This window comes from Klebsiella terrigena (assembly GCF_006539725.1).
GTDB lineage: Bacteria > Pseudomonadota > Gammaproteobacteria > Enterobacterales > Enterobacteriaceae > Klebsiella > Klebsiella terrigena.
The window spans coordinates 1-24,595 of the sequence record NZ_BJNO01000007.1 but is presented as its reverse complement, the minus strand read 5'-3'; the positions used below and the strand labels follow the sequence as shown (position 1 = coordinate 24,595).

Below are 24,595 nucleotides of genomic sequence, written 5' to 3'. Positions count from 1 at the left end.
ACTCTACGCAAGCCAGGATTTAACAGAAATGATACAATTTTGTTATATTGCGTCAGCAATCACGCTTTTGCCGACGCGCTGAGGATCAGGAGCCGAAGCGCCCCTGCAGGCGATAGCGGCTGCCGGGAAACAGCAGGCGGGCGTGGGAAACAATATGCGTCGTCGACCAGGTACGGCGGCGAATCATCAGGCAGGGATCGTGGGCATGAATGTGCAGCAGCTCGCACTCCTTCGCGCTCGCCTGCACCGCTTCGACAATATGCTCCCCCTCGGTTAGCGGGGCAATCAGCGACAGGTAGTCGTGCGGCGTGGTGGCGGTGTAGTCCTGGCGCAAATAGTCCGGCACCACGGTGGCGTTGACGCAGCGGTCCTCAATTTGTACCGGTACGTCGTTTTCGAAATGCACCATCAGGGAGTGAAATATCCGCGTGCCTTCGGCGACGTTGAGCGCCGCCGCCTGGATAAGGTCGGCCTGGGTCTCCTCCAGCAGCAGCACCTCACAGCGGTGCTGGTGGTGGCGGGAGACGATTTCATCGGCGATGCTGCGAACTTCAAACAGCGCCGACTGCCCCTTCGGCTCCGCCACGAAGGTCCCTACTCCCTGCAGGCGCACCAGCAGGCCTTCGTCGGTGAGCTCGCGAAGCGCGCGGTTGATGGTCATACGGCTAAAACCAAACTGCGCCACCAGCTCCGCTTCCGAAGGGATGCGATCGTGCGGGCGCCAGACGCCGCTTTGGATCTTTTCGCTGATCGCCTGCTTCACCTTTTCATAGAACGGTGCCGGCGCGGAGCGAGATTGCTGTGAAAACATAGCCTGGCTTTCCTTATTCTCAATGGGCGGCGAAACGATCAGAATATACTGAATCGTCAGCGCCACCAATGGGCGATTTGCCATGCCAGCCGGGCCGCCGTGCGGGCGCCCTGGCTATCGATGTCAAACTGCGGATTAAACTCCACCAGATCCACCGCCTGCAGCTTGCCGCTGCGGCACAGCGGTTCAACGATGCGCAGCAGCGTGGTCAGCGGCACGCCCAGCGCCGCGGGAGCCGAGACCGCCGGCATTTCGCGGGCCGGCATGACGTCAAGGTCGATGGTCAGGTAGAGGCGATCGTAGAGGGCGATTTGGCGCGCGATTTCCGGCGCAACCCGTTCTTCATAGGCTTGCAGAACATCCAGATCCTCAATGACCCGCACCTCGCGACGCGCCGCTTCATCCCACAGGGCCTGGGTATTCGCCGCGCGGCTGGCGCCGATGCAGGCGTAGTGAAAGCCGCGCCCCTGCGCCTCGCACTCCAGCGCCAGCTGGCGGAACGGCGTCCCCGAGCTGGCCCGTTCGGCAAAGCGTAAATCGAGATGCGCGTCGAGGTTGATAATGCCGACCTTTTGGTCGGGGAACGCGTCCAGCACGCCGGCGCCGTGGCCAAAGGCCGTTTCGTGGCCCCCGCCCAGCACCAGGGTGCGTTTGCCGGCGCGCTGGCAGGCGGCCACCGCCTCGCGCAGCGCCTGCTGAGCCTCCTCCAGCGCCTCGCCCATCACGCTAACGGTGCCCATATCCACGCAGCGGTCGTGGCCGCCGTGGCTGGCCATATTCGCCAGCGCCCGCCGCAGCGTCTCGGGCCCCTTTTCCGCTCCGGTGCGCCCGAGGTTGCGCCGTACGCCCTCATCGCAGGCAAAGCCCAGCAGGGCAATGTCGCCCGGCTGCTCGTCGGGGGCGAAACGCTCCGCCCGCGCTATCGTTTGAAACAGGCGCAGCGCGTTGGCGGCTTCGCCGCTGTCGTCGCGCCCTTGCCACAGCCCGGCGGGCGTCGGTTGCCACAGCTTCATTGCATCTCTCCTCGTACTACGCGATGCCAGAGCGGACTGCGCCCCGGTTCATACACCATCTCTACCGGATGTTCGGCGTCCCAGATGGCAAAATCGGCGACGAATCCCGCCGCCAGCTGACCGTGGCTCACCTGACGCCCCAGCGCCCTCGCCGCGTGGCGGGTCACGCCGGCCCACGCCTCCTCCGGCGTCAGGCCGAACTTGACGCAGGCCATATTCATCGCCAGATGCAGGCTGGCAAAGGGGCTGGTGCCCGGGTTGTAGTCCGTCGCCACCGCCATCGGGACCTGATACTGCCGCAGCAGCTCTACCGGCGGCTGGCGGGTCTCGTTGAGGAAATAGAACGCGCCGGGCAGCAGCACCGCGACCGTCCCGCTGTGGCTCATCGCCGCCACGCCCTCTTCCGTCAGATATTCGATATGGTCGGCAGAGAGCCCGCGATAGCGGCTCACCAGCTGGGCGCCGCCGAGGGAGGAGAGCTGTTCGACGTGGCCCTTCAGCGGAATTCCGCGCGCCTGTGCCGCCTTGAACACGCGCTCGGTTTGCTGCGGGCTGAAGCCGACGTTTTCACAGAACACGTCGACGCTTTCAAACAGTCCCTCTTCCCACAGCACCGGCAGCAGCGTTTCGCAGACCAGGGTGATATAGCCGTCGGGGTCACCTTTATACTCCGGCGGCGTCGCGTGGGCGGAGAGCAGCGTGGCCGACAGCTCAAACGCATTGCTTTCGCTCAGCTGTCGCGCCACGCGCAGCATCTTGCGTTCGCTTTCCAGATCCAGCCCGTAGCCGGACTTAATTTCAACCGTCGTCACCCCTTCACGCAGCAGGCGATCGAGGCGCGGCTGCGCCAGCGCCAGCAGCTGCGCTTCGCTGCTCTCGCGGGTGGCGCGCACCGTCGAGTTAATGCCGCCGCCGTTAGCGCTGATGGTCTGATAAGAGACGCCGTTGAGCCGCTGCTCCCACTCCTGCGCCCGGCTGCCGCCGAAGATCAGGTGGGTATGGCAATCAATCAGCCCCGGCGTCACCAGCCTGCCGCTAAGGTCAACGCTGCGCCCGGCCGGGGCGTCGCTTTCGGGGATCACGGCTTCAATCCGGCCATTGCGCACCAGCAGCGCGTGGCGATCCAGCAGGCCATAAGGCCGCGAGTCCTGTGGGTTCAACGTGGCGAGGCGGGCGTTTCGCCAGATAACGAGATCGGAAGTGGCTTCAGTCATAGCGGTCAACTTGTCATGGGTTGTATAGACATTTATTTTCATTCCACCATGAATGTCAATAAAAGCAGGGATTATTGTTATTTTTTTGTGACTGCGAACGGCTCCGCCTGCGGGTGCAAAACAGCATAACGCTAACTTTTTGGCTCAGCGTCTTCCCGTTTTGCTCAACTTAGTATAAAAAAGCAGGTTTTAAAGAGCTTATCTATTCACACACCCCAAATAATTCGGCCCGTATCGAGGTGGCAGGCGCACGCTGCCAGCAAAGAAGCGGCTTGAAATATGGCGGGTATAGCTAATTGATTCTTGCCCGGAGCAACATGAACACATTTTCAGTTTCCCGACTGACGCTGGCGCTGGCCTTCGGCGTGACGTTATCCGCCTGCAGCTCAACCCCTGCCGATCAGAAACCCTCTACCCAGGCAGCGCCAGGTACCGCCTCTCGCCCCGTTTTAAGCGCCGATGAAGCGAAGAATTTCCTGCCCGCGAGCTATTTCCAGTCGCTCAACCCGAACGCCGCGGCGTGGACGCCGGCGGCCATTGCCGCGCCGGCCCAGCCTGACTTCGTCGTCGGGCCTGCGGGGACTCAGGGCGTGACCCACACCACGATCCAGGCCGCCGTCGATGCGGCAATTGCCCGTCACTCTGACCGCCGTCAGTTCATTGCGATTATGCCGGGTGAATATACCGGTACCGTGTATGTCCCGGCCGCCCCCGGCGCGCTGACCCTCTACGGTACCGGCGAGAAGCCGCTGGATGTGAAAATTAGCCAGGCGATCGATTCAGAAATGGACGTCACCAGCTGGCGTCATCTGGTCAATCCGGCCGGAAAATATATGCCAGGCAAACCGGCGTGGTATATGTTCGACAGCTGCCAGAGCAAGCGTACCGCCACCGTCGGCGTGATGTGCTCTGCGGTCTTCTGGTCGCAGAATAACGGCCTGCAGCTGCAGAATCTGACCATCGCTAACAACCTCGGCGATAGCGTTGATGCCGGCACCCACCAGGCCGTCGCGCTGCGCAGCGATGGCGACCAGGTGCAGATTAACAACGTCAATATTCTCGGTCGCCAGAACACCTTCTTCGTGACCAACAGCGGCGTGCAGAACCGTCTGCAGAACGATCGCCAGACCCGCACGCTGGTCAGCAACAGCTATATTGAAGGCGACGTTGATATCGTTGCCGGCCGCGGCGCCGTTGTCTTTGATAACACCGATTTCCGCGTCGTGAATTCCCGCACGCAGAAAGAGGGCTACGTCTTTGCGCCGGCGACGCTGAAGAGCGTCACCTACGGCTTCCTCGCCATCAACAGCCGCTTCACCGCTTCCGGCGATGGCGTCGCGCAGCTGGGCCGCTCTCTGGACGTTGATAGCAACACCAACGGTCAGGTGGTTATCCGCGATAGCGTGATTAACGAAGGCTTTAATATCGCTAAGCCGTGGGCCGATGCGGCAGCCTCTAACCGCGCCTTCAGCGGTAATACCGGCGCGGTAGACGCCAAAGGCGTTGCGCAGCGTAACCTCAACGACGACGGCTTCAACCGCATGTGGGAATACAACAACCGCGGCGTGGGAAGCTTTATCGTGGCTGAACCTAAGCAGTAATCGTCCTGCCTGAAGGGGGGAGCCGCCTCCCCCCTTTGCCCCTCTCTTCCCGCCCGGCTTTCCCCCTGCGCAAAAAAAGACGCTTTTTAGGCGAATAAAAACGCCCGCTGGCGCGTTTACACGATGAAAGACAACGACGGCGCTTACCTCCTGCGGTTCGGCTCTACGCCCAGGCGCCGCGCCCGGTCGCGCATTCGCCCATTCTGGAGACTAAAATGAACGTACTTTCATCCGTATTACGCCCCGCCTCGCGCCGCATGGCCATTCCGGCACTGCTATTTTTCCTGTCCGTGCCGCCGGTTTTTGCCATGGGCGATAATAGCACCGAGAGTAAAACGCCTGACTGCCCGAGCGGGCAGGTTTATGACAGCGCCACTAAACAGTGCGTGCCGGAGAAAACCAGCAGCCTCAGCGATCAGGATAAAACTAACTACGCCTACCATCTGGCGAAAAAAGGCGAATACCAGGCGGCACTGAACCTGCTGGATTCGTTAAAAAACAGCAATACGGCCGAGGCCTGGAACTACCGCGGCTATGCGACCCGCAAGCTCGGACGCACGGACGAAGGCATCGGTTACTATCAGCGCTCGCTGGCGCTGGCGCCGAACTATGCCAAAGCCCGGGAGTATCTGGGTGAAGCATGGATGATAAAAGGTCGTCCGGATCTCGCCAAGGAACAGCTGAAGGTGATTGCCGGGATCTGCGGCCAGGGCTGCGAGGAGTATCGCGATCTGCAGGCGGCCATTAACGGGCATCCTGAATCCTGATTATCGTCACGAGGGTAAGAAAATCACAACCAGTGAAGTTCGCTCACAGCTCGCCGCGCATCTCTCCCGCCTTTGGCGCTACGGGCTGGTCCTGTCGCGCAGCCGCGATGTCGCCGAGGAGCTGGTACAGTCCACCTGCGTACGCGCGCTCGAAAGGAGCGCGCAGTATACGCCGGGCACGCGTATCGACAGATGGCTGTTTTCTATTCTCCACTCCATCTGGATTTCAGAGCTGCGCGCGCGCCACGTGCGGATGGGGCAAGGATTCGTCGACAGCGAAGAGCTGGTTGCGCCTGATTCCCGCGAAATGGCGGAAGATAGCCTGCAGTACCGGCAAATTATGCGCCGCGTGGGCGCGCTGGCGGAAGCCCAGCGCAATGCCGTATTTTTGGTGTATGTCGAAGGCTTTACCTATCAGGAGGCGGCTGACACCCTGTCGGTGCCGGTCGGTACCATTATGAGCCGGCTGGCGGCGGCAAGGCTGACGCTGGCAAAATCGATAGCTACCCCGCCCTCAGCGAAGGAGAAACGCTCTTGAAATCGTTAAGTTTTACGCCTCCCTATAACGATGAAGCCATCGTCGCCTGGCTGGACGGTGAGATGAGCAACGCCGACGCCCGCAGCTTCGAGGCAGCGTTCAAGAGCGATGGCCAGCTTGCCGCCCGCACCGCCGAGCTGATGAGCAGCAATGAGAACTATCGCCAGGCCTTTGCGCCCTTGCTCGATGAGGCGCCGCTGGAGCGCATGCAGGCAAGGCTCGACGCGCAGCTGGCAGAGGCCGAGGATAGCCGCACGGCCGCGCCGCGTCCGTCTTTTAGCCGCCGCGCAATGATTGCCGCGTCGATCAGCTTTTTGCTGATCGGTAGCGGAGTCGGCTATCTGGCGCGCCCGGCGGCGGACGAGCAGGATGAGAGCGACAACATTCGCGATCTTGAGGCCCGCTATATGTCGCTCTACAGCGCCGAAACGCTGCTCGATCTCGACAGCTCGCCGCCGCTTCTGCAGCGCGGGCTGACGCGCACCGCCGAGGACCTTGGCCTGCATCTCAATGAACAACAGCTCAGGCTGCAGGGCGCGGAGCTTAAAATGGTCCGCATGCTGCGCTACGACAGCACCTCCATCGCGCAGATTGCCTGGATGCACGCCGAGTATGGCCCCATGGCGCTGTGCATCTCTGCGCAACGCCAGCCGGGCAGCGCGGAGATTAGCAGCGAGCAGCGCCACGGGATGAATCTCGCCTGGTGGCACGATCGGGGATATCAGTTCGTCTTAATTGGCCGCAACCCCGGCGCAGAGCTGCAAAGCAGCGCCCGGACGCTGCAGGCGGCGCTGTCATAAGCGCAACGCCGCCCGCCCGGAGGGCGGCTTAAGTCTGCTCGGCGCATAAAAAAACCTCGCCGCAGCGAGGTTTTGTCGGCCACTTTGGCTTAGTGGGCGTTAACAACGACCCACATCGGCCCCTGACCGACGGCATAGCGCCCTTTCTCCTGCAGCAGGCCCTGCTCGCCGCTGATTTCATACACCGCGACGTGGTGGGATTTCTGCCCGGCGGCAATCAGGTATTTGCCGCTGTGATCGAGGTTAAAGCCGCGCGGCTGGGCCTCGGTCGGCTGGTAGCCTTCAATCGCCAGCACGCTGCCGTCTTCGGAGACGCTGAAGATGGTGATAATGCTGGCGGTACGATCGCAGGCGTAGAGATGACGGCCGTCGGCGGTCAGGTGGATATCCGCCGCCCAGCGCACGCCGGTAAAGTCGGCAGGCATCATATCCAGCGTCTGCACGCACTCAATTTTGCCGTGCGGATCCTTCAGCTCCCAGACGTCAACGGAGCTGTTCAGCTCGTTCACGCAGTAGCCGTACTGCTGGTTCGGATGGAACACCATATGACGCGGGCCGGCGCCTTCAACGGTGGTGACTTCCGCCGGATCCTGTGCGGCCAGGAAACCGTCATCGCTGAGGGTAAACAGACAGATGCGGTCCTGCTTGAGCGCCGGAACCCACAGCGTGCGGTTATCCGGAGAGATATTGGCAGAGTGGCAGCCTTCCAGACCTTCAACGACCGCCACCGTTTCACCCGGCAGACCGTCGGTCAGCGGAGTGACGCTCACGCAGCCCGAATTATACGAGGCGCTGAACACAAAGCGGCCCAACCGGTCGGTGGAGATATGCGTCGGGCTTCCCGGCAGCGCGGCTTCACCGGCGAAGGTCAGCGCCCCGTTATCTGGCGCAATGCGGTAGGCCAGTACGCGAAACTCCGGACGCACGCCGACGTAGAGATACTCTTTATTCGGGCTCACCACCATCGGCTGCACCTGGCCCGGGGCGTCGACAACCTGCACCAGGGTCAGATTTCCCTCAAGATCCAGGCTCCAGACGTGGATCTGCTGGCTTTCCGGGCTGGCGGTATAAACGGTTTGTTTCATGACTGCTCCTTTCCTCACTGCACGTGGAAAACTTATACATTTCATTCATCAAACTGCTTGTTCGATGCAATGTATAGACTCTTTTAACGGTAGATGCTGAAAAATTTGCCCCTGAGGCACAGCGGTGTACCATCATGGCCTGCTCACTTTTCACCATTAACCGGAAACAACACATGACCTCACGCGTGATTGCCCTGGATTTAGACGGCACCCTACTGACCTCCAGCAAGACTATCCTGCCCGCCTCGCTTGAGGCGCTGGCTCGTGCCCGCGCGGCCGGTTACCAGGTGATCGTCGTCACGGGTCGACATCACGTCGCGATCCATCCTTTTTATCAGGCACTGGCTCTGGATACACCTGCAATTTGTTGTAATGGCACTTATTTGTATGATTATCAGGCAAAAAAGGTTCTGCAGGCCGATCCGATGGCGGTCGATAAGGCGCTGAGCCTCACCGCGATGCTCGCCGACCACGACGTTCACGGCTTGATGTACGTCGACGACGCCATGCTCTACGAACACCCGACCGGGCACGTCATCCGTACCGCCCGCTGGGCAGAGTCGCTGCCGCCGGAGCAGCGCCCGGTCTTCACCCAGGTGGACTCCCTGGCGCAGGCGGCGCGCGAGGTGAAGGCGGTGTGGAAGTTCGCCCTCACCGACGAAAACATTCCTAAACTGCAGCAGTTCGCGCAGCACGTCGGCCAGACGCTGGGGCTGGAGTGCGAGTGGTCGTGGCACGATCAGGTCGATATTGCCCGCGCCGGCAACAGCAAAGGCAAGCGCCTGGCGCAGTGGGTTGAAGCCCAGGGGCTATCAATGCAGGACGTAGTGGCCTTCGGCGACAACTATAACGACCTCAGCATGCTGGAAGCCGCCGGTACCGGCGTGGCGATGGGTAACGCGGTAGACGAAGTCAAAGCGCGCGCGAACGTGGTGATTGGCGAGAACGAAAGCAACAGTATTGCCGACTTTATCAACCGCAACCTGCTGTGATCAGGCGCTAATCGACACGCTCTTGATTTGTGCATACAGCCACTGACCTGGCTTCACCTCCAGGTCATCTCTGGCCCACGGGCTAATGCGCGCCCACAGCGTGCGGCCGCTGACCTCCAGCTGCACCTCAATCTGCCCGTTGGTTTCAATACACTGCACGACCTGCGCGCGTAAAATATTGCGAATGCTGGTCCGCTGCGGTTGCTCCAGCACCAGCGATACGTCGGAGGCCTGAACGCGAATGCGCGCCGACTCGCCCGCAGGCCGGTCAAGCTGATTAACCCACAGCCGCTGCTCGCCGAGAGCCAGAGCGGTCATCGCATACTGCGGATGCTGGGCGACAACCGAAACGGTGAGTATGGTGCTCTGCTGGTCCTGCGGCAGCCACGGGTGCATCACGCTGCTGCTCCACACCTCTTCGAGATCGCCAAACGCCTTCACGCTGCCGTTTTCCAGCACCAGCACCTTATCCGCCAGATGCTGGATCTCATCCAGCGAATGGCTGACGTAGAGCATCGGGATATTAATTTCCCGCGCCAGCCGCTGCAGATAGGGCAGCAGCTCGCGCTTGCGCGGAATATCCAGCGAGGCCAGCGGCTCATCAAGCAGCAGCAGCTCGGGGGCGGTCAGCAGCGCCCGACCGATGGCCACCCGCTGCTTCTCGCCGCCGGAGAGCCCGCCCGGCAGACGGTCGAGCAGCGGCTCAATCCCCAGCAGCGCCACCAGCTTATCGAACTGGCCGGCCATACTCTTCGCCATGCCGTACTGCAAATTGCCGCGCACTTTGTAGTGCGGGAACAGGCGGGCGTCCTGGAAAACGTAGCCAATGCGCCGTTTTTCCGGCGCCAGGCAGATCCGCTTTTCAACATCGTTCAGCACCCTGCCGTTGAGCACAATGCGCCCTTTCTGCGGCCGGGTCAGGCCGCTGATGGCGTTGATAAGCGAGGTTTTACCGGCTCCGGATACGCCAAACACCGCGGTAATACCGCTGGCGGGCAGCGTCTCCTGAATGCTCAGGCAGTGGGTTCCCAGCGTCTGGGTAAAATCGAGTTCAAGCATCGTTATTTCCCCATCCGCGCGCGGCTGAGGCGCGCCAGCCATTCGGAAACCAGCAGCGAGATCAGCGCCAGCACGATGGAAATTAAGCATAAGCGCGCGGCGGCGCCCTCCCCGCCCGGGGTTTGGATCAGGGTATACATTGCCGAGGGGATGGTGCGCGTTTCGCCGGGAATATTAGAAACGAAGGTAATGGTCGCGCCAAACTCGCCCAGCGAGCGGGCGAAGGCCAGCACGGTGCCGACGATAATACCCGGCAGCGTCAGCGGCAGCGTGATGGTAAAGAACACCCGCCAGCGCCCGGCGCCCAGGGTACGCGCCGCCTGCTCAAGCTTGATATCGACCCCTTCAAGCGCCAGGCGAATCGCCCGCACCATTAAAGGAAACGACATCACCGCCGCCGCCAGCACCGCACCGCGCCAGCTGAAGGCAAACGTCAGGCCAAACCAGTCATACAGCCAGCTGCCGATAAAACCGCGCCTGCCCATCGCAATCAGCAGCAGGTAGCCGACCACCACCGGCGGCAGCACCAGCGGCAGGTGGAGAAGGCTGTCGAGCAGCGCTTTTCCGGGGAAGCTGCGCCTGACCAGCAGCCAGGAAAAAAAGATCCCAAAGGGTAAGCTAAACACCACCGCCAGGGATGATACTTTGAGGCTCAGCAGCACCGCCTGCCATTCGGGATCGCTTAAAATCATTGGCGCGTAGTAAATCCGTATTGTTTGAAGATGGCTGACGCCTCGGGCCCTTTCAGGTAGTCATAGAATGCGGTAACGGTCGCATTTTTATGACCGTCAACGATGGCCAGCGGATACTCAACCTTCTTATGCGAATCTTCCGGGAAGGTCCCCACAACTTTAACCCCTTTGCTGGCAACCGCATCCGAGCCGTAAACAATGCCCAGCGGCGCTTCGTCACGTTCAACCAGCGCCAGCGCCCCGCGCACGTCTTCCGCCGGAGCCAGTTTTGCTGACAGGGTATCCCACGCACCCAGCTTTTGCAGCGCTTCTTTAGCATAAATCCCGGCCGGCACGTGCTGCGGATCGCCCACCGCCAGACGACCGCCCTTCAGCAGGCTGGTCCAGTCGGTCTTGCTGCTGATGGTAATCTCACTTTGCGTGCTGGCCTTAGGCGCAACGACGACCAGGCTGTTACCCAACAGCGTGGCGCGCGTGGCGGTATCGATCGCTTTTTTCTCGACCGCGTAATCCATCCACTTCTGGTCTGCGGAGATAAACAGGTCAGCAGGCGCGCCCGCCTCAATTTGCCGTGCCAGCGTTGAAGAGGAGGCAAAAGATGAGACCACATCAACCTTTTTCTCCTGCTTATAGGCCTTCGCGATATCCTGCATCGCGTTGGTTAATGAAGCCGCCGCGAAGACCGTTATCTTCCCCTCTTCAGCCAGCGCCTGTCCGGCAACGGAGAGCGTTAGCGTTGCTCCGACAAAAATACGTACCCATTGACGTGCCATCTGAAACTCCTGCGTGTGCGTTATGTAATAAACAATATAACGATGTGCGCAGAGTTTTCCCAGCGCCAATTGGCGGTAACCAGATGAGGATCAAAAGGGAGAGATAAAAAGGGAGGGATAAAAAAACGCCCGGCGAAACCGGGCGTCAGGAAATCAGTTTTTTTGCTGGCCGCGATCTTTATGACCGACGCCGGAGAAGATGTTGAACACTTCGCCCAGACCGTAAATCAAACCGAGGATGATAGCCATCACCACCGGGACCATGACCACGGCAAAAACCAGACTTTTCAATAGCTCTAACATAGTTGGCTCCAGAAAGTACGAATGCTTAAGTGTAACCGTTTCAGCAGGAAAAACACGCCCCATTTGTGCGATGCCTCGCCGACTACCGCCAGAGAACTATCTTGCAAGATGCCCGCTATCGGTCACAATAGCCTTTTTGCCAGGATATTATTATGCAGGCCGAAATTCTCCTCACCCTGAAATTACAGCAGCGCCTGTTCGCCGACCCTCGCCGCATCTCCCTGCTGAAGCAAATTGACCAGACGGGTTCCATTAGCCAGGGCGCGAAAAATGCCGGCATTAGCTATAAAAGCGCGTGGGATGCCATTAATGAAATGAATCAGCTGAGCGAGCAGGCGCTGGTTGACCGCGCCACCGGCGGTAAAGGCGGCGGCGGCGCGGTGCTGACCCGCTACGGCCAGCGGCTGATCCAGCTTTACGACCTGCTGGCGCAGATTCAGCAGAAAGCGTTTGACGTCCTGAGCGACGACGACGCGCTGCCCCTCGACAGCCTGCTCGCCGCCATCTCCCGCTTCTCCCTGCAAACCAGCGCCCGTAACCAGTGGTTTGGCACCATCACCGGCCGCGACCATCAGCAGGTGCAGCAGCACGTTGAGGTTTTGCTGGCCGACGGCCAAACCCGCCTAAAAGTCGCGATCACCGCCCGAAGCGCCGAACGGCTCGGCCTGGATGAAGGCCAGGAGGTGCTGGTTTTGCTGAAAGCGCCGTGGGTCGGTATGACCCAGGACCCGACCGTGGCGGCAGAGGCCGACAACCAGCTGACGGGACGGATCGACCATATTGAATACGGGCCGGAGCAGTGCGAAGTGCTGATGGCGCTGCCGGACGGTCAGAACCTGTGCGCAACCCTGCCGCGGGAGCAGACCGAAGGGCTGGCTGAAGGCGCCGAGGCGATCGCCTATTTCAATGCCGACCGCATCATTATTGCCACCTTGTGCTGACGGGATTGACATTGCCCGCCTGAAGACGTATCCCTGAAGCATATTGCTGCAAAAAGTGGGATACACAATGTCATCATTGCAAATATCGCAAGGCACGTTCCGCCTGAGCGACACAAAAACGTTAAATATTGAACACCTCACCGTTGGCGCCGGCGAAAGCTGGGCCTTCGTCGGTAGCAACGGCAGCGGTAAATCCGCGCTGGCCCGCGCGCTATCCGGCGAACTCACCCTGCTCTCCGGCGAGCGTGAAAGTGATTTCTCCCGCATCACCCGCCTCTCCTTTGAACAGCTACAGAAGCTGGTCAGCGACGAGTGGCAGCGCAACAACACCGATCTGCTCAGCCCGGGTGAAGACGACACCGGCCGCTTTACCCATGAGATAATCCAGGATGAGTATAAGGATGCCGCACGCTGCGCGCATCTTGCCGGGCTGTTTGGCATTTCCAGCCTGCTGCAGCGCCGTTTTAAATATCTCTCTACCGGCGAGACGCGCAAAACGCTGCTGTGCCAGGCGCTGATGGCGAAACCGGATTTACTGATCCTCGATGAGCCTTTCGATGGCCTTGACGTGGCCTCCCGCCACCAGCTGGCCGAGCTGCTGGCGACCCTGCACGGCGAGGGCATCGCTCTCGTGCTGGTGCTCAACCGGTTCGACGAGATCCCCGCCTTCGTCCAGTTTGCCGGCGTGCTGGCGGACTGTACGCTAAGCGAAATCGGGGAGAAGCAGACCCTGCTGCAGCAGGCGCTGATCGCTCAACTGGCCCACAGCGAGCAGCTTGACGGGATCGCACTGCCGGAGCCGGATGCCCCCGCCGCCCGCCACTCTCTGGTTGCCGATACGCCGCGCATTATCCTCAACGACGGGGTGGTGTCCTATAACGACCGGGCAATCCTCAATCACCTGAGCTGGCAGGTCAATCCCGGCGAGCACTGGCAGATAGTCGGGCCCAACGGCGCCGGGAAATCGACCCTGCTCAGCCTGATAACCGGCGATCATCCGCAGGGATACAGCAACGATCTGACCCTGTTTGGCCGCCGTCGCGGCAGCGGCGAAACCATCTGGGATATCAAAAAGCATATCGGCTACGTCAGCAGCAGCCTGCACCTGGAGTATCGCGTCAGCACCACCGTGCGCAACGTCATTCTGTCGGGCTATTTCGACTCGATAGGCATCTATCAGGCCGTTTCCGATAAGCAGCGCAAGCTGGTGCAGACCTGGCTGGATATTCTGGGTATCGACGGCCGCACCGCCGACGCCCCGTTCCACAGCCTGTCGTGGGGCCAGCAGCGCCTGGCGCTGATTGTGCGCGCGCTGGTGAAACACCCGACGCTGCTGATCCTCGACGAGCCGCTGCAGGGGCTAGACCCTCTTAACCGCCAGCTGGTACGCCGCTTTGTTGACGTGCTGATTAGCGAAGGGGCAACCCAGCTGCTGTTTGTCTCCCACCACGCCGAGGATGCCCCGGACTGCATCACCCACCGCCTCGAGTTTATCCCCAGTGGAGACGATTACACTTATCGAATCGGTCCGCTGGCAAAATAGGCCAATTCAGGGATCTGCGGATCCCTGAATTTTTTCAGAAAAAGTTCACAAATAACAACTAAGCTCATGTTTTAAAATGATAATAATTTAAATATAGCGTTTATGTATTTTAGTGTAAGCGATACCACCAATTTGGTCTGTGTCACACTTTTTCGTTCTTTGATATGCTATCGTCTTCACATACGATAAGCCTATTGGAGCGAGTCATGAAAGTATTGGTTACAGGTGGTAGCGGTTACATTGGAAGTCATACCTGCGTGCAGCTGCTGCTGCAGGGGCATGAAGTGATTATTCTCGACAACCTCTGCAACAGTAAGCGCAGCGTACTGCCGGTGATTGAGCGTCTTGGCGGGAAAAAAGCGACCTTTGTTGAGGGCGATATCCGCAATGAAGCGTTGATGACCGAGATCCTGCACGATCACGCCATTGAGGCGGTGATCCACTTTGCCGGGCTGAAAGCCGTCGGCGAATCCGTCGCCAAACCGCTGGAATACTACGACAATAATGTGACCGGCACATTAAAATTAGTTGCCGCCATGCGCGCCGCCGGCGTCAAAAACTTTATTTTCAGCTCCTCCGCCACCGTCTACGGCGACCAGCCAAAAATCCCTTACGTTGAAAGCTTCCCGACCGGCACGCCGCAAAGCCCATACGGCAAAAGCAAGCTGATGGTCGAGCAAATTCTTGCCGACCTGCAGAAAGCTCAGCCGGACTGGAGCATTGCGCTGCTGCGCTACTTCAACCCGGTTGGCGCTCACCAGTCCGGCGATATGGGCGAAGACCCGCAGGGCATCCCTAACAACCTGATGCCGTACATTGCGCAGGTGGCGGTGGGTCGTCGCGAATCGCTGGCGGTATTCGGTAACGACTATCCGACCGAGGATGGCACCGGCGTGCGCGACTATATCCACGTCATGGACCTCGCGGACGGGCACGTTGCGGCGATGGAAAAACTGGCCGGTAAGTCAGGCGTGCATATTTATAACCTTGGTGCAGGCGTAGGCAGCAGCGTCCTTGACGTCATTAATGCCTTCAGCAAAGCCTGCGGCAAACCGATTAACTACCACTTCGCGCCGCGTCGTGAAGGCGATCTCCCGGCCTACTGGGCTGACGCCGAAAAGGCCGACCGTGAACTGAACTGGCGCGTCACGCGCAACCTTGACGAGATGGCACAGGACACCTGGCACTGGCAGTCCCGTCATCCGCAGGGTTACCCAGACTAAGGAACCGTCATGAGCGTATTTAACCCCGTCGACCATCCGCACCGTCGCTATAACCCGTTAACCGGGCAGTGGATTTTGGTTTCCCCGCATCGCGCCAAGCGCCCCTGGCAAGGGGCGCAGGAGACGCCGGCAAAACTGACCTTGCCCGCGCACGATCCGGATTGTTTCCTGTGCCCGGGTAACACCCGCGTCACCGGTGATACCAACCCGAACTACGCCGGTACGTACGTGTTTACTAACGACTTTGCGGCCTTGATGACCGATACCCCGGACGCACCGGAAAGCGACGATCCCCTGATGCGCTGTCAAAGCGCGCGCGGGACCAGCCGGGTCATCTGCTTCTCGCCAGACCACAGCAAAACGCTGCCTGAGCTGAGCGTTGAAGCGCTGGAAGGCGTGGTTAAAGCGTGGCAGGAACAGACGGCCGATCTCGGCCAGCACTACCCGTGGGTGCAGGTGTTTGAGAATAAAGGCGCCGCGATGGGCTGCTCCAACCCGCATCCGCACGGCCAGGTCTGGGCCAACAGCTTCCTGCCGAACGAAGCCGAACGCGAAGATCGCCTGCAGAAAGCGCACTACGCCGACTACGGCACGCCGATGCTGGTGGATTACGCCCGGCGTGAGCTCGCCGACGGCAGCCGCACGGTGGTCGAAACTGAACACTGGCTGGCCGTCGTTCCCTACTGGGCGGCCTGGCCATTTGAGACCCTGCTGCTGCCGAAGGCGCACGTCCTGCGCCTGACCGATTTAACCGACGCCCAGCGCACCGATCTTGCGCTGGCGCTGAAAAAGCTGACCAGCCGTTACGACAACCTGTTCCAGTGCTCATTCCCCTACTCGATGGGCTGGCACGGCGCGCCGTTTAACGGTGAAGACAATAATCACTGGCAGCTTCACGCCCACTTTTATCCGCCGCTGCTGCGTTCCGCTACGGTACGCAAATTTATGGTCGGCTACGAAATGCTGGCCGAAACCCAGCGTGACCTGACGGCGGAACAAGCCGCCGAGCGTCTGCGCGCGGTCAGCGACGTTCATTTTCGCGAATCCGGAGAATAACAATGAGTCTGAAAGAGAAAACCCAAGCCCTGTTTGCCGAGAAATTTGGCTACCCTGCCAGCCACACCATTCAGGCTCCGGGCCGCGTTAATTTGATCGGCGAACATACCGACTATAACGACGGCTTCGTGCTGCCCTGCGCCATTGACTATCAAACGGTCATCAGCTGCGCGCCGCGCGCCGACCGCGTGGTACGCGTGATTGCCGCCGATTATGAAAATCAGTACGACGAGTTCTCGCTGGATGCCAAAATTATTAGCCACGATACCCAGCAGTGGTCCAACTATGTGCGCGGCGTGGTGAAGCATCTGCAGAAGCGCAGCGGCCATTTCGGCGGCGCGGATCTGGTGATTGCCGGAGACGTACCCCAGGGGGCCGGCCTAAGCTCCTCCGCTTCGCTGGAGGTTGCCGTCGGCACCGTATTCCAGCAGCTCTATCATCTGCCGCTGGACGGCGCGCAAATCGCGCTGAACGGCCAGGAAGCGGAAAACCAGTTCGTCGGCTGTAACTGCGGCATAATGGACCAGCTGATCTCCGCGCTGGGCAAGAAGGACCACGCTCTGCTGATTGACTGCCGCACGCTGGGCACCAGGGCCGTCTCGATGCCGAAAGGCGTGGCGGTGGTGATCATCAACAGTAACTTTAAACGCACCCTGGTCGGCAGCGAATACAATACCCGCCGCGAACAGTGTGAAACCGGCGCGCGCTTCTTCCAGCAGCCGGCGCTGCGTGACGTCACCCTTGCCGAGTTCAACGCCGTGGCCGCGGAGCTGGATCCGATCGTTGCTCAGCGCGTTCGCCACGTGCTGACCGAAAACGCCCGTACCGTCGAAGCGGCGACCGCGCTGGAGAAAGGCGACCTGAAGCGGATGGGCGAGCTGATGGCGGAATCCCACGCCTCGATGCGCGATGATTTTGAAATCACCGTCCCGCAAATTGACGCCCTGGTTGAGATCGTTAAAGCCACCATCGGCGACAAAGGCGGCGTACGCATGACCGGCGGCGGCTTCGGCGGCTGCATCGTCGCGCTGGTACCGGAAGAGCTGGTGGATACCGTTCAGCAGGCCGTTGCCGCGCAGTATGAAGCAAAAACCGGGATTAAAGAGACCTTCTACGTTTGCAAACCTTCCCAGGGAGCCGGCCAGTGCTAAATCAAACCACAGAACGCGCGCCGGACGGCCAGCCGTGGCGACTCATTACCCTGCGCAACGACGCCGGGATGGTAGTCACGCTGATGGACTGGGGCGCTACGCTGCTCTCCGCCAGAGTCACTCTGGCTGACGGCAGCGTCCGCGAAGCCCTGCTCGGCTGCGCCTCGCCGCAGCAGTATACCCGCCAGGCGGCCTTTCTCGGCGCCTCGGTCGGCCGCTATGCCAACCGCATCGCCAACAGCCGCTTTATGCTCGATGGCCATACCGTCAACGTGGTGCCGTCTACTGACGCCGGCCACCAGCTGCACGGCGGGCCGGACGGATTTGATAAGCGCCGCTGGCAGATAGTCAGCGCCGACGAGCGTCAGGCGCTGTTTTCACTCTCTTCCGCCGACGGCGACCAGGGATTCCCGGGGGCTTTGCAGGCTACGGCGCACTATCGCCTGACCGACGATAACCGTATTGCCATCGAATACCGCGCCACCGTCGATCGGCCCTGCCCGGTGAATCTGACCAACCACGTCTACTTTAACCTTGATGGCCAGCAGACCGACGTTCGCCAGCATCGGCTGCAGCTCTTCGCCGACCGCTATTTGCCGGTAGAGAGCGACGGGATCCCCGGCGGCGATCTGCGCGACGTGGCCGAAACCAGCTTTGACTTCCGCGAGCCTCAGCTGCTGGCGGAGCGTTTCCTGAGCGATGACGATCAGCGCAAGGTGAAAGGCTACGATCATGCGTTTCTGCTGCAGGCGCAGGGCGACGCCGGCCAGCCGGCGGCTCACCTGTGGTCGCAGGATGAAAAGCTGCAGATGACGGTCTACACCTCCGCCCCGGCGCTGCAGTTCTATTCCGGCAACTACCTCGGCGGCACGCCGTCGCGCACGGAGCAGCCGTACGCCGACTGGCAGGGCCTGGCGCTCGAAAGCGAATTCCTGCCCGACTCGCCAAACCACCCGCACTGGCCGCAGCCGGATTGCGTATTGCGCCCGGGCGAGGAGTACGTCAGCCTGACGGAATACCAGTTTATCGCCAGATAAGCCCCCCGCCCTCCTGATGGAGGGCTTTTTTTTCGCCACTTTGACGTAAATTGCGCCACCTTCAGACAAAAATATAACCGCTGATTTACAAGCATCTTACACTGAGCCACTATTTTCGCTATGGTTAGGGATAAGCGTTGCCGTGAGGTAAATCACAGCAATATAATGAGAATAGTTATCAATCAATAAACGCATACACCGCAGCGTTCGGGTTGTATCGATTCGGCCACTGAGTGAGTCCCGCAAAACATAGCTAGCTATGCGCGCAGGATGAACAGGGCGGCCGCTGAGCCACAGCGCGAAGGACGGCGTGTTGTATTGAGGAGTGAGAGAATGGCTGTAACTAAGCTGGTACTGGTCCGTCACGGCGAAAGCCAATGGAACAACGAAAACCGTTTCACCGGTTGGTACGATGTCGATCTGTCCGAGAAAGGCGTGGGTGAAGCAAAAGCGGCAGGTAAACTGCTGAAAGAGGAAGGCTTCAGCTTCGACTTCGCTTATACCTCTGTGCTGAAACGTGCCATCCATACCCTGTGGAACGTGCTGGACGAACTGGATCAAGCCTGGCTGCCGGTTGAGAAATCCTGGAAACTGAACGAACGCCACTACGGCGCGCTGCAGGGTCTGAACAAAGCTGAAACCGCTGAAAAATACGGTGACGAGCAGGTTAAGCAGTGGCGCCGTGGTTTTGCTATTACGCCGCCGGAGCTGACCAAAGACGACGAGCGCTTCCCGGGCCACGATCCGCGTTACGCGAAGCTGACCGATGCCGAGCTGCCGGTAACCGAAAGCCTGGCGCTGACCATCGAGCGCGTAGTGCCTTACTGGAATGAAACCATTCTGCCGCGTCTGAAAAGCGGCGAGCGCGTTATCATTGCCGCTCACGGTAACTCCCTGCGTGCGCTGGTTAAATACCTCGACAACATGGGTGAAGAAGAGATCCTCGAACTGAACATCCCGACCGGCGTACCGCTGGTGTATGAGTTTGACGAAAACTTCAAGCCGATCAAACACTACTATCTGGGCAACGCTGATGAAATCGCGGCAAAAGCGGCGGCAGTAGCGAACCAGGGCAAAGCGAAGTAATTTTCGCTGGCATAAAAAAAGCGTGGATTGCTCCACGCTTTTTTTTGTTCTTCATTCCGCCCGCGCTTCGCGCACGGACGGCGAACGGTACTATCCGCGGCGGGCTTTCACCGCATTCGACAGCTGGCGCAGGATGGTATCGGTGTCTTCCCAGCCAATGCAGGCATCGGTCACGCTCTTACCGTAGGTCAGCGGCTCTCCGCTCTCCAGGCTCTGGCTGCCTTCCACCAGATGGCTTTCAATCATCACGCCCATAATCGCCTGCTCGCCGCCGGCAATCTGCTGGCAAACGTCGCTACCCACGTCCATTTGTCTCTTAAACTGTTTGCTGGAGTTGGCGTGGCTGAAATCAATCATGATCTGCGCCGGCAGACCCGCTTTCGCCAGCCCGACCTTCACTTCAGCAACGTGCTTCGCGCTGTAGTTCGGCTCTTTGCCCCCGCGCAGGATGATATGGCAGTCGCTGTTGCCGCTGGTGTTCACAATCGCCGAATGACCCCACTTGGTCACCGACAGGAAGCAGTGCGGCGCCCCGGCGGCGTTAATCGCATCAATCGCGACTTTAATCGTCCCGTCGGTGCCGTTTTTAAAGCCAACCGGGCAGGAGAGGCCTGAGGAGAGCTCGCGGTGAACCTGAGATTCGGTGGTACGCGCGCCGATTGCGCCCCAGCTCATCAGGTCAGCCACGTACTGAGGCGTGATCATATCAAGGAATTCGCCCGCCGCCGGCAGCCCGCTGTCGTTAATTTCCAGCAGCAGCTTACGCGCAATGCGCAGGCCGTCGTTGATGCGGAAGCTGTTATCCATGTGCGGATCGTTGATAAGCCCCTTCCAGCCGACAGTAGTGCGCGGTTTCTCGAAATAGACGCGCATCACCACTTCCAGCTCGCCTTTCAGCTCTTCTCGCAGCGTCAGCAGGCGCTCAGCGTACTCTTTCGCCGCAGCCGTATCGTGAATTGAGCAGGGCCCAATCACAACCAGCAGGCGATCGTCGTTGCCCTTGAGGATCTGGTGGATCGCTTTACGAGCATGCGCAACGGTGTTAGCAGCATTTTCGGTCGCGGGAAACTTTTCGAGAAGCGCAACGGGAGGGAGTAATTCGTTGATCTCTTTAATGCGTAAATCGTCGTTCTGATAATTCATTTTCTTTCCAGCTCTGCCATCTTATCTATTTAAATGCAATCCCTCCAATCTATCTCTTCGTTCAAAAAGTGTAAACGTGATTTTACAGTGACGACAGATTAATCCTGAAAATAGATTAAAATTCGCAATAAAGAAGCGAAAAACAGGCCATGAGCTACAATTTTTAACTGTTAAGAGCAATCTTCACGCCGCTAATCAGTATTCCGTGCTGATGTAACTTATTGATGTGAAGCTTTTAACCATAGAGCGCGAGCGAGCGCTGGCACATGCACTGTTGGAAGAGGTTATCCGACATATCGACCATAACAGGAGCATCCTATGAAAATGACCATCCTCACCCCACTCTTTTTAGCCGCCACCCTTGGCCTGAGCAGCGCCGCCGCGCTGGCTGCAGATACCGGCGCCCAATCCAACAACGGACAGGCCAACGCCTCCGCTGATGCCGGGCAGGTCGCACCTGATGCCCGCGCCAACGTCGCGCCAAACAAGGTTGATAACGACAAGATCAACTCTGGCGACAAGATGCTTAACTCCGACGGTTCAACCATGAACCATGACGGTATGACCAGCGACGAAGCGCATAAAAACGCGATGTGCAAGGATGGCCGCTGCCCGGAAAGCACCCCGAGCGATAACGGCAGCAAAACGGACGGGACGACACAGTAGCATCCACGCCTGAAATAAGGGCTGAAAATAAGGGGGAGCCGCGGCTCTCCTTTTTTATTTTATTCACCGAAAATCGGTATGATGTCATACAGTAATAATGATAATAATCAGGGGATGACACCATGGCGCACTCGCATACTTCAGCTCAGCAGCCGCAGGATAATAACGCTCGCCGCCTGCTGCTGGCCTTTATCATCACCGCCGGCTTTATGGTGGTTGAAGCCATTGGCGGTGCGCTCTCAGGCTCTCTGGCGCTGCTGGCCGACGCCGGGCATATGCTCACCGACTCCGCCGCCCTGCTCTTCGCCCTGCTGGCCGTCCGTTTTGCCCACCGCCCGCCCAACGCCCGCCATACCTTCGGCTGGCTGCGTCTGACAACCCTCGCCGCCTTCGTCAACGCCATCGCGCTGGTGGTGATTACCATTCTTATCGTATGGGAAGCGATTCAGCGTTTTAACCATCCGCAGCCCGTCGCCGGGGCGCCGATGATGGCGATCGCCGTTGCCGGGCTGCTGGCCAATATTATGGCCTTCTGGATCCTTCACCGCGGCGGCGAGGAGCGCAACCTTAACGTTCGCGCCGCGGCGCTGCACGTGCTGGGTGATTTACTCGGTTCGGTAGGGGCGATCGTCGCCGCAATAGTGATTTTAACCACCGGCTGGACCCCGATTGACCCGATTCTGTCGGTGCTGGTGTCATGCCTGGTGCTGCGCAGCGCCTGGCGCCTGCTGCAGGAGAGCCTGAACGAACTGCTGGAAGGCGCGCCGCGTTCGCTGGATGTTGAAGGCCTGAAGCGTGATTTACGCCGCTCGGTGGCCGAAGTCCGCGACGTGCATCATGTCCACGTCTGGCTGGTCGGAGAAAAAACGGTGATGACGCTGCACGTCCAGGTCGTCCCACCGCACGATCACGACGCCCTGCTGAATCGTATTCAGGAATTTTTGCATCACAAGTATGACGTTGAGCACGCAACCGTGCAGATGGAGTATCAGCCCTGCAGCGGCCCGGAGTGCCGCCTTAACATGGCTCACTCCGGACACGCCCATCAGCATCATCATTAGCGAGAAAACGCGTGAGAACCCCGCTCACGCGCGCTGTTGATCCACATCCGGCTACCGTTGAGCGCAATAAAGGTCAGCAGCAGGTATTCCAGCGACATCGCATAGACGCCCTGGCGCGCAAAAATGACCACGCTGATCACGTTAATGATCACCCACAGCAACCAGTTCTCAACGTATTTGCGGGTCATCAGGATCATGGCGGCTATCGACAGCACCATCATGCAGGAGTCCCAGAACGGGAAGGCATCCGGCTGTAGCGCCGGCATGGCGACCTGCAGCCCCAGCCCCTGCATTAGCGTCACCGCCACCCGCGTCAGGAATGCGAACACCGGATCGATAAATACCGTCATCAGGCCAATCGCCACCACGCACGCCGCCAGCCAGCCCAGTGCTTTGGGCAGCGGTAGCCAGCGGATTTGCAGCGCGGCCTCATGGCTGCTGGTCTGCCGCGACCAGGCGTACCAGCCGTAGACGTTCGCCACGAAGAAAAATACCTGCAGCAGCAGGCTGGCATAGAGCTGGATCTGAAAGAAGATGATGGCAAACAGGGTGACGTTAATCAGCCCAAAGGCATAGTTGCCGATCTTTTCCAGACTCGCCAGCCAGATGCACAGCAGACCGGCAATCGTCCCGACGGCCTCAATCCACGAGAGGTCGTATCCCCCGGCGCCAATGGGTATATGTACCAAAATATTCTGCGTACTTAAAAAATCCATCTTATCCCCAGAGCGTATTGCACGCGTTGTCGGTTATCCCCGTAGTGTAGCCGCAAAATCCAGCATTCTGTTAAGCGGGATTAATGCGCCGGTCCGCAGCTGCTCGTCAACCTGAATCTCGTGCGCCGCGCCGCCGTGCTCGAGGCCTTCTGCAATCGCCTTCAGGCCGTTCATCGCCATCCACGGGCAGTGGGCGCAGCTGCGGCAGGTAGCGCCTTCACCGGCCGTCGGCGCCTCCAGCAGCTCTTTCTCCGGTACCGCCTGCTGCATTTTATAGAAGATGCCGCGATCGGTGGCGACAATCAGCTGGCGCTGAGGCAGCGTTCTCGCCGCATTGATCAGCTGACTGGTAGAGCCGACGGCATCGGCCATATCGACAATTGACTGCGGCGATTCCGGATGGACCAGCACCGCGGCCTCAGGGTACAGCGACTTCATTCTGCTCAGCGCCTGGGTTTTAAATTCATCGTGAACGATACAGGCGCCCTGCCAGCACAGGACGTCTGCGCCGGTCTGTTTTTGCACGTAGTTGCCCAGATGGCGGTCCGGCGCCCAAATGATTTTTTCGCCCAGGCTATCAAGGTGCTCAATCAGCTCAACCGCAATGCTGGAGGTCACTACCCAGTCAGCGCGGGCCTTAACCGCCGCGGAGGTGTTGGCGTAGACCACCACGGTGCGGTCAGGATGCGCATCGCAAAATTGATTGAACTCATCGATGGGGCAGCCGAGATCGAGGGAGCACTCGGCGTGGAGCGTCGGCATCAGGATCTTTTTTTCCGGACTGAGGATTTTTGCCGTTTCCCCCATGAAACGCACGCCGGCGACCAGCAGCGTGGATGCCGGGTGCCGGGCGCCAAAGCGCGCCATTTCAAGCGAGTCGGCGATGCAGCCGCCGGTCTCTTCCGCCAGCTGCTGAATTTCGGGGTCGGTATAGTAGTGGGCAACCATTACCGCATCGCGTTCGCGCAGCAGGCGCTTTATCTTTTCGCGATAAAAGTGCTTTTCATCGCGGCTTAACGGCATCGGCTTGGGGGGAAAAGGATAAATCGCCGTTTCAGGGTCAAACATTACGCTCATCTTGCAATCTCGTTTTACTGGCTTAACTCAAAGACCGTTAAAATGCCTTCACGCGGCACCGGGACGGCCGTAGTGTTTTATATGCTAAACAAGATAGCCGATTGTACAGAAAATGTCGTGGGGAATTTATCCGTGGGAAAAGGGATAACGCTGCGGGTTGAAGCTTGTATATCGCGAAGAGCAAAAAGGCGACTATTGCGTTGGTGGGTCGTGCAGGATATTACTCCCGGCGATTTTGTCGAACCTG

25 protein-coding genes are annotated in these 24,595 nt (G+C 59.5%); 14 read left to right on the top strand and 11 right to left on the bottom strand.

The window, feature by feature from the left end; translation table 11 throughout:
- Positions 1–85: 85 nt before the first annotated feature.
- From RTE01_RS10465 to hutI, 3 genes are read right to left on the bottom strand one after another with little or no spacing between them, the layout of a single operon-like run.
- A complete protein-coding gene (locus RTE01_RS10465) occupies positions 86–811 on the bottom strand; it encodes a histidine utilization repressor (RefSeq protein ID WP_041147549.1) in 726 nt (241 codons plus the stop codon).
- Positions 812–867: 56 nt separating this feature from the next.
- The gene (hutG, locus tag RTE01_RS10460; RefSeq protein WP_141334987.1) at positions 868–1,824 is read right to left on the bottom strand and encodes a formimidoylglutamase; all 957 of its coding nucleotides are present in this window, start codon (positions 1,822–1,824) and stop codon (positions 868–870) included.
- The gene (gene hutI / locus RTE01_RS10455) at positions 1,821–3,080 is read right to left on the bottom strand and encodes an imidazolonepropionase (protein WP_166793714.1); all 1,260 of its coding nucleotides are present in this window, start codon (positions 3,078–3,080) and stop codon (positions 1,821–1,823) included. Before hutI ends, hutG begins: the two co-directional genes overlap by 4 nt.
- A gap of 275 nt (positions 3,081–3,355) precedes the next feature.
- On the opposite strand from hutI, the gene RTE01_RS10450 reads away from it, so the two are divergent.
- From RTE01_RS10450 to RTE01_RS10435, 4 genes are all read left to right on the top strand, one after another.
- Complete coding sequence (locus RTE01_RS10450; RefSeq protein ID WP_041144668.1) at positions 3,356–4,639, top strand: putative acyl-CoA thioester hydrolase; 1,284 nt, start codon at positions 3,356–3,358, stop codon at positions 4,637–4,639.
- A gap of 215 nt (positions 4,640–4,854) precedes the next feature.
- Entirely contained in the window at positions 4,855–5,406 is a 552-nt protein-coding gene (locus tag RTE01_RS10445) for a tetratricopeptide repeat protein (protein WP_134525437.1), read from the top strand.
- A complete protein-coding gene (locus tag RTE01_RS10440; RefSeq protein ID WP_115194002.1) occupies positions 5,393–5,944 on the top strand; it encodes an RNA polymerase sigma factor in 552 nt (183 codons plus the stop codon). Before RTE01_RS10445 ends, RTE01_RS10440 begins: the two co-directional genes overlap by 14 nt.
- Positions 5,941–6,744 carry an anti-sigma factor family protein gene (locus RTE01_RS10435; protein WP_141334985.1) on the top strand — a complete coding sequence of 268 codons (804 nt, stop codon included), beginning with the start codon at positions 5,941–5,943 and terminating at the stop codon, positions 6,742–6,744. Before RTE01_RS10440 ends, RTE01_RS10435 begins: the two co-directional genes overlap by 4 nt.
- An 89-nt stretch (positions 6,745–6,833) precedes the next feature.
- On the opposite strand, the gene pgl is transcribed toward RTE01_RS10435, so the two are convergent.
- Entirely contained in the window at positions 6,834–7,829 is a 996-nt protein-coding gene (gene pgl, locus RTE01_RS10430) for a 6-phosphogluconolactonase (RefSeq protein WP_041144664.1), read from the bottom strand.
- 173 nt (positions 7,830–8,002) lie between these two features.
- Between pgl and RTE01_RS10425 the strand changes: the two genes are divergently transcribed.
- On the top strand, positions 8,003–8,821 hold the full coding sequence (locus tag RTE01_RS10425) for a pyridoxal phosphatase (RefSeq protein ID WP_041144663.1): 819 nt from the start codon (positions 8,003–8,005) through the stop codon (positions 8,819–8,821).
- Here the strand turns inward: RTE01_RS10425 and modC are convergent, their stop codons facing one another.
- The 4 genes from modC to RTE01_RS10405 form a co-directional block, all read right to left on the bottom strand.
- Positions 8,822–9,880, bottom strand: a complete 1,059-nt coding sequence (modC, locus tag RTE01_RS10420; RefSeq protein WP_076944975.1) for a molybdenum ABC transporter ATP-binding protein ModC — start codon at positions 9,878–9,880, stop codon at positions 8,822–8,824.
- A gap of 2 nt (positions 9,881–9,882) precedes the next feature.
- Complete coding sequence (gene modB, locus RTE01_RS10415) at positions 9,883–10,572, bottom strand: molybdate ABC transporter permease subunit (RefSeq protein WP_041144661.1); 690 nt, start codon at positions 10,570–10,572, stop codon at positions 9,883–9,885.
- The gene (gene modA, locus RTE01_RS10410; RefSeq protein ID WP_134525436.1) at positions 10,569–11,345 is read right to left on the bottom strand and encodes a molybdate ABC transporter substrate-binding protein; all 777 of its coding nucleotides are present in this window, start codon (positions 11,343–11,345) and stop codon (positions 10,569–10,571) included. Before modA ends, modB begins: the two co-directional genes overlap by 4 nt.
- Positions 11,346–11,498: 153 nt before the next feature.
- A complete protein-coding gene (locus RTE01_RS10405) occupies positions 11,499–11,648 on the bottom strand; it encodes an AcrZ family multidrug efflux pump-associated protein (protein ID WP_041144659.1) in 150 nt (49 codons plus the stop codon).
- A gap of 152 nt (positions 11,649–11,800) precedes the next feature.
- On the opposite strand from RTE01_RS10405, the gene modE reads away from it, so the two are divergent.
- The 7 genes from modE (at position 11,801) to gpmA (ending at position 19,685) form a co-directional block, all read left to right on the top strand.
- Entirely contained in the window at positions 11,801–12,589 is a 789-nt protein-coding gene (gene modE / locus RTE01_RS10400; RefSeq protein WP_041144658.1) for a molybdenum-dependent transcriptional regulator, read from the top strand.
- Between the two features lie 67 nt (positions 12,590–12,656).
- Entirely contained in the window at positions 12,657–14,132 is a 1,476-nt protein-coding gene (gene modF / locus RTE01_RS10395; RefSeq protein WP_141334983.1) for a molybdate ABC transporter ATP-binding protein ModF, read from the top strand.
- Positions 14,133–14,338: 206 nt separating this feature from the next.
- Positions 14,339–15,355 (top strand): UDP-glucose 4-epimerase GalE, encoded by a 1,017-nt coding sequence (gene galE, locus RTE01_RS10390; protein WP_041144656.1) that lies wholly within the window; start codon positions 14,339–14,341, stop codon positions 15,353–15,355.
- A 9-nt stretch (positions 15,356–15,364) separates the two neighbouring features.
- On the top strand, positions 15,365–16,411 hold the full coding sequence (galT, locus tag RTE01_RS10385; protein ID WP_041144655.1) for a galactose-1-phosphate uridylyltransferase: 1,047 nt from the start codon (positions 15,365–15,367) through the stop codon (positions 16,409–16,411).
- Between the two features lie 2 nt (positions 16,412–16,413).
- Positions 16,414–17,562, top strand: a complete 1,149-nt coding sequence (gene galK / locus RTE01_RS10380; RefSeq protein ID WP_134525435.1) for a galactokinase — start codon at positions 16,414–16,416, stop codon at positions 17,560–17,562.
- Complete coding sequence (galM, locus tag RTE01_RS10375) at positions 17,556–18,599, top strand: galactose-1-epimerase (RefSeq protein ID WP_132511658.1); 1,044 nt, start codon at positions 17,556–17,558, stop codon at positions 18,597–18,599. The genes galK and galM overlap by 7 nt, the downstream gene beginning before the upstream one ends.
- Positions 18,600–18,932: 333 nt before the next feature.
- Positions 18,933–19,685 (top strand): 2,3-diphosphoglycerate-dependent phosphoglycerate mutase, encoded by a 753-nt coding sequence (gene gpmA / locus RTE01_RS10370; RefSeq protein WP_041144652.1) that lies wholly within the window; start codon positions 18,933–18,935, stop codon positions 19,683–19,685.
- A gap of 90 nt (positions 19,686–19,775) precedes the next feature.
- On the opposite strand, the gene aroG is transcribed toward gpmA, so the two are convergent.
- Positions 19,776–20,828: a 3-deoxy-7-phosphoheptulonate synthase AroG gene (gene aroG, locus RTE01_RS10365; protein WP_141334981.1), complete on the bottom strand. Its 1,053-nt coding sequence runs from the start codon at positions 20,826–20,828 to the stop codon at positions 19,776–19,778.
- Positions 20,829–21,146: 318 nt separating this feature from the next.
- Between aroG and RTE01_RS10360 the strand changes: the two genes are divergently transcribed.
- Both RTE01_RS10360 and zitB read left to right on the top strand, forming a co-directional pair.
- Positions 21,147–21,494, top strand: a complete 348-nt coding sequence (locus tag RTE01_RS10360; protein ID WP_041144650.1) for a YbgS-like family protein — start codon at positions 21,147–21,149, stop codon at positions 21,492–21,494.
- A gap of 122 nt (positions 21,495–21,616) precedes the next feature.
- Entirely contained in the window at positions 21,617–22,555 is a 939-nt protein-coding gene (zitB, locus tag RTE01_RS10355; protein ID WP_134525434.1) for a CDF family zinc transporter ZitB, read from the top strand.
- Here zitB and pnuC read toward each other — a convergent pair.
- Together pnuC and nadA are read right to left on the bottom strand one after the other, a co-directional pair.
- Positions 22,552–23,271, bottom strand: coding sequence for a nicotinamide riboside transporter PnuC (gene pnuC, locus RTE01_RS10350; protein ID WP_041144648.1), 720 nt, complete (start codon positions 23,269–23,271; stop codon positions 22,552–22,554). The genes zitB and pnuC overlap by 4 nt on opposite strands.
- A 33-nt stretch (positions 23,272–23,304) precedes the next feature.
- Positions 23,305–24,348, bottom strand: a complete 1,044-nt coding sequence (nadA, locus tag RTE01_RS10345; protein ID WP_134525433.1) for a quinolinate synthase NadA — start codon at positions 24,346–24,348, stop codon at positions 23,305–23,307.
- Between the last annotated feature and the right edge of the window lie 247 nt (positions 24,349–24,595).

What these genes read in the sequence shown, in the direction of transcription:
- RTE01_RS10465 (WP_041147549.1), bottom strand. Translation starts at nt 811, where the DNA reads ATGTTTTCACAGCAATCTCGCTCCGCGCCGGCACCGTTCTATGAAAAG.
- hutG (WP_141334987.1), bottom strand. Translation starts at nt 1,824, where the DNA reads ATGAAGCTGTGGCAACCGACGCCCGCCGGGCTGTGGCAAGGGCGCGAC.
- hutI (WP_166793714.1), bottom strand. Translation starts at nt 3,080, where the DNA reads ATGAAAATAAATGTCTATACAACCCATGACAAGTTGACCGCTATGACT.
- RTE01_RS10450 (WP_041144668.1), top strand. Translation starts at nt 3,356, where the DNA reads ATGAACACATTTTCAGTTTCCCGACTGACGCTGGCGCTGGCCTTCGGC.
- RTE01_RS10445 (WP_134525437.1), top strand. Translation starts at nt 4,855, where the DNA reads ATGAACGTACTTTCATCCGTATTACGCCCCGCCTCGCGCCGCATGGCC.
- pgl (WP_041144664.1), bottom strand. Translation starts at nt 7,829, where the DNA reads ATGAAACAAACCGTTTATACCGCCAGCCCGGAAAGCCAGCAGATCCAC.
- RTE01_RS10425 (WP_041144663.1), top strand. Translation starts at nt 8,003, where the DNA reads ATGACCTCACGCGTGATTGCCCTGGATTTAGACGGCACCCTACTGACC.
- modC (WP_076944975.1), bottom strand. Translation starts at nt 9,880, where the DNA reads ATGCTTGAACTCGATTTTACCCAGACGCTGGGAACCCACTGCCTGAGC.
- modB (WP_041144661.1), bottom strand. Translation starts at nt 10,572, where the DNA reads ATGATTTTAAGCGATCCCGAATGGCAGGCGGTGCTGCTGAGCCTCAAA.
- modA (WP_134525436.1), bottom strand. Translation starts at nt 11,345, where the DNA reads ATGGCACGTCAATGGGTACGTATTTTTGTCGGAGCAACGCTAACGCTC.
- RTE01_RS10405 (WP_041144659.1), bottom strand. Translation starts at nt 11,648, where the DNA reads ATGTTAGAGCTATTGAAAAGTCTGGTTTTTGCCGTGGTCATGGTCCCG.
- modE (WP_041144658.1), top strand. Translation starts at nt 11,801, where the DNA reads ATGCAGGCCGAAATTCTCCTCACCCTGAAATTACAGCAGCGCCTGTTC.
- modF (WP_141334983.1), top strand. Translation starts at nt 12,657, where the DNA reads ATGTCATCATTGCAAATATCGCAAGGCACGTTCCGCCTGAGCGACACA.
- galE (WP_041144656.1), top strand. Translation starts at nt 14,339, where the DNA reads ATGAAAGTATTGGTTACAGGTGGTAGCGGTTACATTGGAAGTCATACC.
- galT (WP_041144655.1), top strand. Translation starts at nt 15,365, where the DNA reads ATGAGCGTATTTAACCCCGTCGACCATCCGCACCGTCGCTATAACCCG.
- galK (WP_134525435.1), top strand. Translation starts at nt 16,414, where the DNA reads ATGAGTCTGAAAGAGAAAACCCAAGCCCTGTTTGCCGAGAAATTTGGC.
- gpmA (WP_041144652.1), top strand. Translation starts at nt 18,933, where the DNA reads ATGGCTGTAACTAAGCTGGTACTGGTCCGTCACGGCGAAAGCCAATGG.
- aroG (WP_141334981.1), bottom strand. Translation starts at nt 20,828, where the DNA reads ATGAATTATCAGAACGACGATTTACGCATTAAAGAGATCAACGAATTA.
- RTE01_RS10360 (WP_041144650.1), top strand. Translation starts at nt 21,147, where the DNA reads ATGAAAATGACCATCCTCACCCCACTCTTTTTAGCCGCCACCCTTGGC.
- zitB (WP_134525434.1), top strand. Translation starts at nt 21,617, where the DNA reads ATGGCGCACTCGCATACTTCAGCTCAGCAGCCGCAGGATAATAACGCT.
- pnuC (WP_041144648.1), bottom strand. Translation starts at nt 23,271, where the DNA reads ATGGATTTTTTAAGTACGCAGAATATTTTGGTACATATACCCATTGGC.
- nadA (WP_134525433.1), bottom strand. Translation starts at nt 24,348, where the DNA reads ATGAGCGTAATGTTTGACCCTGAAACGGCGATTTATCCTTTTCCCCCC.